At 42.1% G+C, this 13,963-nt stretch carries 9 protein-coding genes; 2 read left to right on the top strand and 7 right to left on the bottom strand.

All coding sequences use genetic code 11. The features are described from left to right. Nucleotides 1-8: 8 nt before the first annotated feature. The 5 genes from RHS_RS15425 to RHS_RS15405 form a co-directional block, all read right to left on the bottom strand. Nucleotides 9-1,730 carry a sensor histidine kinase gene (locus RHS_RS15425; RefSeq protein ID WP_047833683.1) on the bottom strand — a complete coding sequence of 574 codons (1,722 nt, stop codon included), beginning with the start codon at nucleotides 1,728-1,730 and terminating at the stop codon, nucleotides 9-11. Nucleotides 1,731-1,809: 79 nt separating this feature from the next. After that, complete coding sequence (locus RHS_RS15420; RefSeq protein ID WP_047833682.1) at nucleotides 1,810-3,414, bottom strand: extracellular solute-binding protein; 1,605 nt, start codon at nucleotides 3,412-3,414, stop codon at nucleotides 1,810-1,812. Between the two features lie 36 nt (nucleotides 3,415-3,450). Then, on the bottom strand, nucleotides 3,451-4,365 hold the full coding sequence (locus tag RHS_RS15415; protein WP_395022542.1) for a carbohydrate ABC transporter permease: 915 nt from the start codon (nucleotides 4,363-4,365) through the stop codon (nucleotides 3,451-3,453). A 13-nt stretch (nucleotides 4,366-4,378) separates the two neighbouring features. Next, nucleotides 4,379-5,323, bottom strand: a complete 945-nt coding sequence (locus tag RHS_RS15410) for an ABC transporter permease subunit (protein ID WP_047833681.1) — start codon at nucleotides 5,321-5,323, stop codon at nucleotides 4,379-4,381. A 175-nt stretch (nucleotides 5,324-5,498) separates the two neighbouring features. Next, the gene (locus RHS_RS15405) at nucleotides 5,499-7,064 is read right to left on the bottom strand and encodes a helix-turn-helix domain-containing protein (RefSeq protein ID WP_047833680.1); all 1,566 of its coding nucleotides are present in this window, start codon (nucleotides 7,062-7,064) and stop codon (nucleotides 5,499-5,501) included. A 280-nt stretch (nucleotides 7,065-7,344) separates the two neighbouring features. Here RHS_RS15405 and RHS_RS15400 point away from each other — a divergent pair, with 280 nt between their 5' ends. Further along, nucleotides 7,345-8,205, top strand: a complete 861-nt coding sequence (locus RHS_RS15400) for a MerR family transcriptional regulator (protein ID WP_047833679.1) — start codon at nucleotides 7,345-7,347, stop codon at nucleotides 8,203-8,205. Nucleotides 8,206-8,217: 12 nt separating this feature from the next. Continuing rightward, complete coding sequence (locus tag RHS_RS15395) at nucleotides 8,218-9,201, top strand: serine hydrolase (RefSeq protein WP_047833678.1); 984 nt, start codon at nucleotides 8,218-8,220, stop codon at nucleotides 9,199-9,201. 133 nt (nucleotides 9,202-9,334) lie between these two features. Here the strand turns inward: RHS_RS15395 and RHS_RS15390 are convergent, their stop codons facing one another. Both RHS_RS15390 and RHS_RS15385 read right to left on the bottom strand, forming a co-directional pair. Then, nucleotides 9,335-12,502 carry a glycosyl hydrolase gene (locus RHS_RS15390; RefSeq protein ID WP_047833677.1) on the bottom strand — a complete coding sequence of 1,056 codons (3,168 nt, stop codon included), beginning with the start codon at nucleotides 12,500-12,502 and terminating at the stop codon, nucleotides 9,335-9,337. Further along, entirely contained in the window at nucleotides 12,499-13,899 is a 1,401-nt protein-coding gene (locus tag RHS_RS15385) for a glucosidase (RefSeq protein WP_047833676.1), read from the bottom strand. Before RHS_RS15385 ends, RHS_RS15390 begins: the two co-directional genes overlap by 4 nt. Nucleotides 13,900-13,963 lie beyond the last annotated feature (64 nt).

Raw genomic sequence — 13,963 nt, 5'->3', positions numbered from 1 at the left:
CAAAATTCTCAAAATTCTTCAACAGGCAGAATAATCTCCGTCACCGCTCCAAACCCTTCATCCATATTTGAAAAATGGATCTGCGCTTTATCCCGATACATTAACCGCAGCCGCTGCACCGCATTTTGAAGTCCTACATGGCGCCTGCCGTCATAGACAATGTTTTCCCCCTCTTCCAGCGCTTTGAGGACTTTTGCAGGGAATCCTTTGCCGGTGTCTGACAGGGTAACGTACATGTATTTACCATCTTCGTGTTCTTCCAGCGCCAGATACATTGTGATTTCAATATGCTGATCCAGGGAAACTGCATGAATGACTGCGTTTTCAACCAGCGTCTGAAGCAAGAGTGCAGGCAGCAGACAGGCACTTACATCGTCATCCTGTATTACTTCAAAAGCAAATGCGCTGTCTCCATACCTGAGTTTCTGGATTCGGATATAATTCATCACATGCTTTAATTCCTCTGATACCGTCCGCTTAGACGAAGCATCCCGAAAAATATAGCGCATATAGTCAGACAGCATTCCGGTAATAGTTACAATTCTGGATTCATTTGCTTCCTCGGCAATCCCATGGATAATACTCAGGCAATTAAGGAAAAAATGTGGATTTATCTGCTCCTGAATATAGTCCAGTTCTATTTTCTGCCGTTCCAGTTCCTTTTCATAAATTTCAATTTTTAATTGTTTAATCTTGCGCAGAAGGCCTTTAAACTCATTGCTCGCCTGTTCCAGTTCAATAATATTGTTACTCCCGTTTTCATTGATCCACTGTTCCTCTTCTGTTCTCTTAAGTCCATCAATAAACTGCCTCATGGGAACTAAAATTTTACGATAATAATTATATGCACCAAACAAAAGACCCGCTGCAATCAGCGCTGCCAAAATTGTCAGAAACATCTGCATCTGAATTACATTTTCCAGTATTCCGTGCTCCGGATGGATAATCATGTATATTCTTCCGCTATATCCGATTTTGTAACTATACAATTCTCTCTGGTCTTTCGCCATGGATTTTTTAATCAGATCATTATAGTCGTAAGTCTGTGTATCTTCCACCGTCATAATATTCCCATCCGGCTTTTGTATAAACGGTACCACCTGATACCCTTTTGTCTTCTGTATCAGATTATGAAAGATCCATTCCACGGGAATCAGACAGCCGGATGCTACCCCATCTACATAGCATAAGCCTGCAATGTAGTCCTTTTCTCCATCATAAAAATAAGTCCATTTGGCAATATTCTCATTCCTCCCCTCTTTCAGGAATGACAACAAGCGCTTAATCTTTTCACTTTTCTGACTGGATCGGTAATAAATTCCAGTATCCAGAATCAACAGATCTGCATTACTGTCATAAACGTAAAAGTTACTCGCTTCCGCATATCTGATTTTCAGAATCTGATTCTGCTCCATAACATTTAGCAGCAGACTATAGTACTTCCCGTCTGTCGGTCCGATATCTGAAGGAATTTGTGCGATATCCAGTTCACGGCTCATACGTGTAATCTGTTCCGCATGAATTTGTTCTATGTCACGGTTGATCTGTGTCACATAAAGCTCCGCCGTATCTTTGATATATTGATAAGCCAGGGTTCTTGCCTGCTGCATCCCCCGGAACATAATAACCAGAACTGCCAGCAAAAGCAGAACCACCGGAACCAGTATTCGCAAAGTCATTTTTGCAAAACTTCCCCGCTTTTTATAAAACAGCCATTTTGTTATCTTCATTGAACCTTCTCCATTCACGCAAAACAGCACTTAGCAGCAACACAAAAGTGTGTTTCCGCTAAGCACTTTATTTACAATATCAGCCTTTATTTGCTTCCTGGTAAGCTTTAAATGCTGTATCATGAATCTTCACCAAATCCTGAAGTCCCATGGTATCCAGCTGTTTCAGATAAGCATCCCACTCAGTTTCAATACCGCCGTCCACAACCCAATGGGCAAACTGTGATTCCACATATTTATAAATATCTGTTCCAAGGGTAGTCAGCTGTGTCAGTTCTTCCTCCGTATATTTCAACATAGGCAGTCCAATATTCCGATCTGTATTCACATACTGTTCATTGACCTTATCTTCCGCAAGCTTGATACCGTCTCCCTGATCTTCCGGCAGAATAACCTTGGAGTAAAAATCTTCATTCATATATTTGGGACCAAAATCACGCATGGAATTAGACCAGGCGGAAGTATCCAGTGAGCTTCCATCGGTAGGAACCAGTACTTCATAAGTACCATCCTCATTCTTCTTGATCTGATCAGGTATGGATCCGTAATAGGTCTGCAATGACACCTCATCATCATAAAACTGATCCGCATATTGAAGCAGTTTTTCCGGATTTTTACAGTCCTTGGTCAACACCAGTTCACGGTCTGACACATCCAGAAAACTCGGTGCATATTCCACATAATGACCGCCGTCAGGACCCTCCAGCGCCGGTACTACCTCATACTGGTCAGCTACCGGACCGGCTACGGCATCAGCTGTCCATCCGGTAATTAACCCTACTTCAGCAGACTGTATTTTACTGGTTGCCATAGACGCTTCCTGGGTGAAAAATTCAGGATCCAGAATTCCTTTCTGGTACATCTCATTCAGCCACATGACACCTTCTTTATAATTCTCCTGGGTAGGAATAAATACTGGATTTCCCTCTGAATCCAGCCCCATATAATTATTGTCACGGCTTACGATTGTTGCAAATGGAGCCATCAGGTCACGCATCGTATTGCTGGCAACATACTGACTGGCATTTCCGGTAATTCCAATTTCATTTCCCTTATCTCCATCTCCGTCAGCATCTTCTGTCACAAATTTATAGAGTACGTCTTCTAATTCTTTATATGTTTCTGGCATTTCCAGGTTCAGATTCTGCAGCCATTTTTTATTGATGTACATACAGTTTCCATCCACCTTTGGACGCAGCGGTGCTTTTTTGGGAAGGCTGTAAATCTTACCGTCACGATCTGTAATTCTTGCTTTCAGTTCCGGTTCTTTTTCCAGCACTTTCTTCAGATTAGGCATATTCTGGTCAATCAGATCCGACAGTTCCAGAAAATAAGATTTGTTTTGCGCAATATCTGTATCCTTCAGACAAATATTTCCCCAGAATGCATCCGGCAGTTCTCCGGAAGCCAACAGCAGCGATTTCTGCTCCTGCCAGTCTGTATCGTAATAGACCTTCCAGTCGATCTTTACACCGCTCTTATCCTCCATTTCCTTCATAATTCCCTCATGAAGATAGTCGATTGGCCAGGTATCCGTCCAGCGTACAGTCACGATTGAAAAATCATTATCTGCACTTTCCGAAGGCTGTTCTGATTCCCGCGGACTCTCACCCTGACATCCTGCCAACATGGAACCGGCAAGGACTGCTCCTAACAACATACACATTACTCTTTTTGCTTTCATACTTTTTCTCCTTTTCTTTTCAATTACAGCTTTACTTTATCCTTTCAGAGACCCCAGCATTACACCCTTGTTAAAATACTTCTGCACAAATGGATACATGCACATAATCGGGAGACTGGAGATCACTATAATTGCATATTTAATCAGTTCTGCCGTCTGCTTTGCCTCTACTGCTGCCGCCCCGGTTGTCATACTGACAATGGTCTGGTTACTGATGAGAATATTCCTGAGCACCAGCTGTAATGGCTGAAGATCGGGATTGCGCAGATACACTAATGCATTAAAATAGGAATTCCATTGTCCTACCGCAGCCCACAGGGCGATAACCGCCAGCACTGCTTTGGATAGAGGCAGAACCATTTTGAAAAAAAATGTAAGTGTTCCGCAGCCGTCGATCTGGGCGGATTCCCAAAGTTCCTCCGGCAGGGTGTTTCCAAAAAAAGTCCTGGCAACAACAATGTAATAAGTAACCACGGAAAATGGTAAAACCATGACCCAGAAATTATCCAGAAGCTGAAATTGCTTGATTGCCAGATAAGTCGGTATCAAACCGCCAGTGAAAAACATAGGAATCAGAAAAAATACCGTTAAAAACTTTCTACCATAAAGATCACGGCGTGAAAGAGCATAGGCTGCCGGAATATTTGTTACCAGGGTTATTAAGGTTCCGATAACCGTGTATAGAATGGTATTCTTATATCCTATCCAGAGCTGTGCGTATTCTGCCAGCTTACGGTATCCCTTTAATGTAGGTCCTTTGGGAAAAAATGTGATATTCCCGGCAGCTACTTCCGCAGGATTACTAAAGGAAGCGATGATAATAAAATACATAGGATAGAGTACAATAATCAAAATAATAATGGCAATCCCATATAGAAAAATATCAAAGATTTTATCCTCTTTTGATTTTTTGATCTTCATTCGTTTTACTGCTTTTCCTTTTGATGTCAATGTTATCTCCCTCCTATATCAGTGATGTATTGCTCATCTTTTTTGAAATCTGATTCACCAGAAGCAAAAGTGCAAGGTTAATCACGTTATTAAAAAGTCCTATTGCAGCGGAGAGGCTGTATTGGTTGCTGATCAATCCCATTTTATATACATAAGTAGCAATGATCTCACTGGTTCCGCTGTTCAAGGTATTCTGAAGCAGATAAACCTTTTCAAATCCAATCCCCATAACACTGCCCGCACGAAGTATGAACATAATCGTTGCCGTTGGCAGCAGCATCGGAACATCGATATGCTTTAATTTCTGCCATTTACTTGCACCGTCCATGGTTGCTGCTTCATACAAAGACGGATCTACCGCAGATAATGCAGCTATGTATAGAATACTGTCCCAGCCCACATGCTGCCATGCCTCCGTCCATACATAGATACTGGGAAATGCTCCCGGTGACCCCATCAGGTTGGGCAATGTAACCCCTGCATAGCTTAAAAGCCTGGCAATAATTCCATGACTTGGTGATAAGAACAAAATGATCATACCGCACATAACAACGGTTGATATAAAATGAGGCAGATACATAGATACCTGAAAAAATTTCTTAAATCTGGTTCTGGTGATCTGATTACACATCAATGCCAGTGCGATTGGCAGCGGAAACGTGACAACAATCGTATACAGACTGATCACAAGGGTATTACGAATCGTGGGCCAGAATTGATAAGAGTTGAAATACTGTTCAAAGTTCTTCAGTCCCACCCATGGACTGCCTAAAATCCCTCCTGCCGGTGTGAAATTCTTAAAGGCAATTATTACCCCGTACATGGGATAGTACATAAACAACAGCATAATTATAATTGCCGGAAGCATAAGCAGGTATAATGCTCTGCTTCTCTTTATGCCTTTTTTCATAACCTGAAACCTTTGTTTTGGTATAACAGCGGTTTTTGATTTGCGCATCTTCCTTTCCTCCCTGTTCAATGATAAACATATTATATAAAATGCACCGATTCTTTTCTGTAATTATTAAGTTGTGCACTAACAAAAAAGAGGCGGATTTCCCACCTCTTTCTATTTCCATATAACAGATTTTTATTATTATTCCGTTTTTTTGATAATCAAACATGAAATTTGATCATTGCTGATTCCTTTCTTTCGCTTTTCTCAGCCTGTATTCATTTGGTGTAACACCCGTTAAATCCCGGAAGGTCTTACTAAAGTAAGAAAAATTACTATACCCGACTTCCATTGCTATTTTACTCACCGGAAGCCCGGTCTCCACCAGATATTTTCTTGCCCTCTCCATTCTTCTGGATGCAATATAAGAAGTAATTGACACCCCGGAAGCATTCATAAATATGCGGGAGATATAATCTTCCGACAAATAAACCTGTGCAGCTAATGTCTTTCTGGACAGGTCTGCTTTTAGGTTCTCTTCGATGTATCGCTTCAGGCACTCAGCCACCGATTCCTGTCTCCGGTCACATTTTTGATTTCCTTCCAGCTTTTCAAACAGAAAACGGATAAAGGTCCTCCAGCTTTCAATTGTCCGGTAAGCCTCTTTTTCATAGTTTTCTAACTCCTGCATATCAAATATAGATTCCAGAACCTGTCCACGCTCCCGCAGATGCCTGTCTGTCAGTTCCATGATTTTCTTATGCAGTTCCTTCAGAGTGTGAACCGATAAAATGCCGTCTTTCGCATTAGTATCGGTACAATCCAGTATTTCCTTCTGTATATGCATAAAATCTGCGGACTGTTCAAGTTCTGCAAACCAACTGTCAGCCGGAAGACAGACCCCGGCACCAGCCTCCCGGGATTCCTGTTTCAGCCAGTCTGCTTCGTATAAGACAGGATTATCCCCCGGCACTGTATCCATCTCCATCTGCTCTAAATGTTCCAGACTAGACTGCAGTTCTCCCACCTTTCCCATATTACCGGCATAAATACAAACCGGCTGTGAAAGCACCCTTTGTAAACAGCGGCATAACTCCTGTTTTTTTTCTTGCATACGGAATGGACGCGGCTCCTTCCAGATTAACATCCATTCACAGACATCTACGCGGATCAGCGCTTCCGCCTGTCCCCGATCCAGTATCTTTCTTACATTACTGCTTACCAGAATCTGAAACCGCACAGCATCTTTTTTCCCACTATGATCCCGATCCGGAAAAATACGTATAAAATTCAGGCTAAACGCCGTATCCCCATAAATCCGGTGCAATTCCTTTTCTGCTTCCAGATGCTTTCTGGGATTTTGTGATAACAGGCACATTTCCCATAAAGTCAGATTTCTGTTCTCACCACCATGATCCTCTGCCTTTTCCATTACCCGCTTAATACTCCTCTGCAGCGCTATTTCCAATTCCTCTGTGGTTACGGGTTTTACCAGATACTCACTGGAATTGAGCTGCATTGCTTTCTGTGCATAGCTAAAATAAGCATAACTGCTCAGAAATATACATTCCACCGGAAGCTGTTTTTGCCGTATCCACTCCAGCAGTTCCAGGCCGCTTCCCTGGGGCATCTCAATATCCGACAGCAAAATCTGTATCGGCATTTCCTCAAGCAGCTTTATTGCCTGGCGGATATTACTGGCCGTGAGGACATTACTGATTCCAAGACTTTCAAAATCAACCGTCTTTTCCACCTTTTCCGTTACCAGCCTGTCATCATCTACAATCAACATACTTATTTCCATAAACATCTCCCCTTCTGCAGTATCCCCATAATTTTTCTGCCATAGCCAAAAGCTGTCTGCTTCATACCATTTTTATTGTTTTTTCTATTTTAGCATAATATGGGTGGTATTTCTACATCGACATCGTCTTCAAATGTGTATGTGCTTACTTACTTGATTCCAATTTCATATCATGTTACCTTCATAATATACCATGCCAAATTTATCACATTGACTTTACCCTTAGGGCAAGGTGTAAGATAGAGACAAGCGAAAAGGTTCGCTGGAAGGAGGATATTCGATGTTATCGATTGGAGAGTTTTCTAATATATGCAAAGTATCAACAAAGACGCTTCGTTACTATGCGGAAATCGGTCTCATTCTGCCTGATGAAATCAACCCGGAAAATGGTTACCGGTATTATTCCGTGGAACAGTTAGAAACCATGTTATTTATCAACCGCCTGAAATCATACAATTTTTCTTTAGAGGAAATCAAGACCATCCTCGGTTCGCAGGAATTGCAGGATGAAAAACTTTATCAGGAACTGATCCGGAAGAAAAAGGAAATTGAGCAACAGGTCACAGAATTTCAAAAGACGTTAGACCAGCTCAATCATGATATTACAATTTTAAAACAGGGTAAATCCATTATGTCATATTTGGAAAACATTGATGTGCAGCTTGTAGAAGTTCCTGTGATGTATCTCCTGTCTATTCGAAAAATGGTTACCGAATGTGATATTGCAGAAGAATATGGAAATTGCTACGGTAAAATATTCAGAAAAATAGCAGATGATAAATTAACTGTACTTGCCCCGCCCATGGTACTTTTCCACAGTGCAGACTTTAGCCCGTTTGGGTTGGATATAGAATTCGCAGTCCCAATCAAAGAGTATGTTACGGGGACAAGGGATTTTCACCCCGGGCTATGTTTAAAAACAGTCGTACACGGTTCTTATTCCGACTTGTCTTCGGTATACACGAAGCAGCGTGAGTGGGCGGAAAAAGAAGGCTATGAAAACAATAATGCCCTTTATGAAGTATATGTAACTGACCCTTCCCAGGCTGCAGATGAAAGTGAACTGTTAACCGAAGTTTATTACCCTGTCAAAAAAAGGTTTGATCTAAAATCATTGCAGCTAAACAAAATTTCTAATTAAGGAGAACTTAAAATGAACCTGGAAAAAATAACAGAGTTAGAAAAGAAAATACAGAAAGATTATAGCAATACAGCTGGCATCGTTGTACAAAAAGAAGGAAAAATACTCTATGAAAATTACTTTAATGAATGCAATGCTGACAGCCGGATCCATGTTTATTCCGTAACAAAAAGTATTGTTTCCATATTGATTGGCATTGCCATAGACAAGGGTAAAATTAAAAGTATCGATCAGAAAGTATTGGATTTTTTCCCGGATTATACCGTTAAATCCAGAGAAAAAACCATACAGAATATTACCCTTAAAAATCTGCTGACCATGACAGCTCCATATAAATACAGAGTTGCTCCCTATATAAAATATTTCACAAGCGACGACTGTGTAAAATTTACCCTGGATTTATTAGGCGGGAGGGGTAAAATAGGAGAATTCAGATATACACCGCTGATTGGACCGGATATTATGACGGGCATTCTTGTCCGGGCAACCGGGAAGTCTGTATTAGATTTTGCAGCAGAAAATCTATTCGCACCATTGGGAATTACAGTAGAGCGAAATCTGATTTTTCATAATAAAGAAGAACAAATGGAGTTTAACAAATCTAAAACGATCAGTGGATGGGCCACAGACACAACCGGCATAAATACAGGAGGCTGGGGTCTGACGCTCTCTCCACTGGATATGGCAAAAATAGGTCAATTATACTTAAATGACGGAATGTGGGATGGTAAACAAATTGTATCAGCTAAGTGGTTAGATGAGAGCACAAAAGTACACAGCCAGTGGAAAAAACAAAATCTGAATTATGGATATCTATGGTGGATTATGGATAAAAAAGACCATGTCTGCGCTGCTATGGGCGATGGGGGGAATGTAATATACTTTCATAAAAAGAAAAATATGGTAATATCCATCGCTTCCTTTTTTGTACCAAAAGCTAAGGACAGGCTGGAACTGATTAGAGAATACATCGAACCCATTTTTGAACATTGTTAATTTCTCGCATTGGCACACCCCGTATAGGAAATGTGAATAACCTGCAGGACGTCAGTGTTCGTATTCCCGCAGGCTTTTTAAATGTGATAACAGGTGTTGCCGGATCAGGAAAAAGTATGCCAAGGTGAGACACTTACAGCAGGCTGCTTGCGGGAAGCATGTGCTTTATAGAAACCGGATAAATCGGTATCAACTCATGTTTCCCATAATCGAAATAAGTGCCATCCAACATATTCGCCAGCGTATTGATTCTCCTGATTTGAATAATATTTTCTCCATCTTTCAGGTATTCCCGTCTGCATTCCCACTGATATGGGGTATATGCCCTCACACCCAGGCTGTGTCCGTTCATCCGGACTTCCAGACATTCCAGACACGTATCTTTAAAATCAAAGTCCAAGATGAATGTTTCCGGCATTTCCTGTATTACAAAGCAAACCTCCTTAGTAAAGGTAAGCGTCCCGCTGTAATAAGGAAATCCTTCTGTAAAATCAGGAGAAAATTGAGCCGTCTCCGGTTTTTTAATCAATTCACGCTTCTCGTTAACACCAAAGCTGCCTATGAGATACAGCGGATCACGAATCCCGTCCGACTCTATCGCAACTTCTACCTCCACTGAAAGTATATTTACATCCGGAATCACCCATTGGGAAATATCACAGATTCTATTATTTTGATCATTGATAAAAACCCCTTTAAAATCTTTTTCTCTGATCTCATTCCCATTAATGCAAATCACATAATTGCCGGTAATAGTCCGCTTATCCAGTAAAAGAGCAATATTTTCCGGCATTTCCTGTATTTGAAACGTTGTTCGATAAGAAACGTTCACCGGATATTGGATATGTACCTGCTTCGGTGTCCCAAAATCACTTTCGAATTTAAACTGTTCGGCAGCCAATACCGGTTGTTCTGCGCATTGTTCTGCAAATGTCTTTACCTCCGTGTCTGTCCAGTGAATCTGATCCAGGGACATCTGAAACTGATCTATTCTAAGAATATTGCCCCCTGATATTTCTATCTGCATAGGCTCTTCCGTTCCAATTGTTACTTTAGGTAATTTGGATGATAATGCGGCTTCCCTGCTCTCTCGGGGCGAAAAGCAGATACACTTGCTTTCCAGCGGTGCAAATTCCAGAGTAAGTCCTTCTTCTATCGTACCAAGCCGGTGCTTTTCCCCATTATCCAGGCAATACTGTTCTGCCGAAAAACACAGATGCTTCCTTTTATTTTTTATTTCTGCTTCCACATAATCCATCCCCTGGTTTGCAAGTAATACATAGATATTGCCCTCTTCATCCGCACGAATAGAAGTTATGAATTCTTTCCTGTGCTCTTCGTTAAGACAGATTTCAAAGGGGGCATCTACAATTCTCCTGCAACAGCTGATCATTGCTTCTTCCATACCTGCATCCTTAAATGCACCTGCAGACGGCAGAAATGTTACCTGATCCGGATATTCCGTTAACAGATGACGCCACTTCATTTCCATCTCCTCATCAGTAATTCCAGTGTCCAGGGATTTATCCGGAAGCTTCCCAAGAAATAGAAGATGCCCTCCCCCTCTCAGGAATTCCATAAGCTTATTGAGCGCTTCTTTTTCATAGAAAAATGCCGGTGGGATAATTACCAGTCCATAAGATGCCCTGCCCATTATCAATCTGCCATTTTTCACTTCAAACTGAGGAAGCATCTCAGAATCCAGATGATCGTACTGTAGCTGATTTAGCAGAATGGTCTTGGTAGTATAAACCCAGTCATCCCTGATCTGATCACAAAGCTTCTCTTCTTCCTGGTCTTCTCCCCGGTAAGGAAATCCCTGAAAAGGATCACCCAGAAGGGACCACAACGTTGGTGACGGATCCAGAACAGCAATGGAACAGATCTCTTTTGATTCGGAAATAAATACAGACATGCGCCCTACATAGTCAGCCAGCTGACGATATTCTTTCCAATAAGGATTCTGAAGAAACTGTGACGGAGGTGCATCGTGTTTCGCAATGGAATCAATGGTATAATAAAATGCATGGAAGTTGAACATATTGATACCGCTGCATCCCAATCTGTCAATCATCCATTTTGCATCCTGCATGGTCATCGTCCAGCCCACACTATGAAAACTTTCAATTAAAGCCTGTTTCCTGTCCAGCTGCTTTGCAAGAGAACCAACTGCATTTGCACTGTACCGGAAATGCCGCAGGTATTTGTCATAAATCCATTCCAGGCTTTTTCCCGCTTTTTCATGAGCAGTGTCTCCACCCGGAATTGTACTGTAACGCTGTGTGGATAATCTCATAAAAGGAACCTCGGCAGCATAGGAAAGATGGTGTTCTTCGCACCAGTCCGCAACCTGTTTATGATAGCTTTCCACAAAAATCTGATGAACTACATCATACATATCATAGCGGATTTTATAAGCATTTTCCCAGGTATGGTTGTGAAGTGCGGGCAGATTATCCAGCAGGGAATACCCTTTTCTCTTTTCAAATTCTTCCGGAACACGCCTGGACCAGGGAATGGGGCTTAACATCCCCACTTCATCGGAAAACATCCCCATTACGGTGTCTCCAAACCGGTCCCCGATCTGCCTGGCATATTTTTCATGGGTAGTCTCCAAAAATGTTCGGACTGCCCGGGGATTACAGGGATCAAAAAATCCTCCGTAATATTTAAAATCCCCAAGCGGCGCCTGTCCGTAAATTTCAATCCTCCAATCTCCCTGCGGCAGTGTCACCACCAGTACTTCCCTTGGTCCGTATGTGAAAAATCTTTTGTTATTATAAGCTGTCAGTCCTGTTTTCTGATAAATTTCTGTCTGCTGCAGATTCCCAATGAAATCCTTTAGATCAATCCGATGCTCCGGATCACACTGTCCATCCACAACCTGAAAAGCGGCTGCATAGAGAATTTCTTCAAATTCCAGCACTCTGGTGAATTCCACACCGCCTTCCGCTTCAAATGCATAGTGATGGAGAACCATATGCTCCGCTTCCGGATGACGGAGCAATACCTCTCCTCCGCTCATGCCAGAAGGATAAGGGTATTCATCATACAACCAACTTTCCAGCCCATTTTCTTTTGCTTTCTGGCAGGCAAATTCGATCAGTTCGAACCACTTTTTCGAAAGGTAAGGCACCGTTTGCCCCTGTCTTGGGCAGATAAACATTCCTCCCAGCCCTTTTTCTGACATCTCTTCTATCTGATGCTCTATTTCCTCTTTCGTAATATCTCCGTTCCAGAACCAGAAAGGATGGATACGGTTTTCTTTCGGCGGATTGCGAAATGCTTCTTCCCAACTCATAACTGCCACTCCTTCGGTAAATATTTCCGGGTATTTTGCAGCATTTCATTTATCAGGGATTCTGTCTGTTCCCCAGAAAGCCGCCCATGAATCAGCGGATCATGAAGAAATGCTTCCATTAACAATTGTCTGTCACAGGTAAGCGCAGCTTTTAAAGTGCGCTCATGATTTTCCAAATGCGGCATGGTCAGTTCCAGAATACTGCATGGAAGTTCTCCTGCATAAAGTGGCTTTATGGAATCCCTTTCGAACAGGGCATTTGTTTCTACTACCGCATCTAACGGAAGATTTCTAATCTGTCCTGCCGTATTCGGAATATTTACATTGCTTACAACTCTGGTAAGCCCACACAGCGCTTTAATTAAAGCGATTCCTTCTTCTCCGGAATCCTCCAGTTTCATTTCTTCCTCACCGGATACCAGACGCCTGCTCTTTTGAAGCCGTTCTTTTAAATCCTGTTTTCTCCATTCCACCGTTGTCAGTCCGAATTTCCAATGTGCCGCAGTCCCTGGATCTTTTAAATAGATATCACCAGGTAGAAACTCAGCCAGATGGCGGTCACCCGCTGCGGCGATCAGACCATATTTACAAAACAGGTCAAATTTCACCCGGTGTGCACAGTTGAAGGTAGAATTTGCCCAGTTTTTATCATTTTCCTCATACCCTTCTTCGAAGTGGTGTTCAACATAATCACGGTAAACAGGCAGCAGGTCGATTCCCTCATAAGATGCCTGGTCAAACCATGTAAAGTGATTGATACCAAGAACATTTACATGGATGTCACTGCGGTCAATCCCTGTCAGCTGAGTGGTTTCCTCCAGAATTCCCTTTAATACTTTCTGAGTACCGAATACTTCATGACAGCATCCAAATGCTTTTATTTTCGGGAACACATGATATAAAGTCTTAACACAGATGCTCATGGGATTGGTATAATTGATAACCCATGCTTTTGGTGCAAAATCCTTTATGCCCTCTGCTATTTTTACAAACATCGGTATAGTGCGCATTGCCCGGATCATTCCTCCCGGTCCTGCCGTATCTCCTACTGATTGGTAAATCCCATATTTTTCCGGAGCATGTACATCGGACTGCATTTCATCAAAAGTTCCCGGCAGAATAGATATAATAATAAAATCACTTCCGGTCAGGGCATCCTCCAGACGCTCTGCCACCTGGTATTTCCATTTTCCTGGCGTATCTGCTCTTGCTGTGAGCGCATCACCTATCACTTTATTGTGACCGGCTGCTTCCTGATCCATATCATACAGGCACACGGTTCCGCCAAGTGCCTCTTCTTTAGCCAGATCTCCCATAAATACCCATGCCCAGCCCCGGGAGCCTCCGCCAATATAAGTTATTTTCATGTCTTTTATTTTATGGTCCTTATACATCATCTTCGTTTAACATCCTTTCTTACTCATTCCGGAAAGGTCATTGTAACAGCATCTTTCCCTTAGT

This window comes from Robinsoniella sp. RHS, assembly GCF_001029355.1.
Taxonomy (GTDB): Bacteria; Bacillota; Clostridia; order Lachnospirales; family Lachnospiraceae; genus Robinsoniella; species Robinsoniella peoriensis.
Note: the sequence above shows the minus strand (reverse complement) of the source record. Positions and strands in the feature narration are given on the sequence as shown.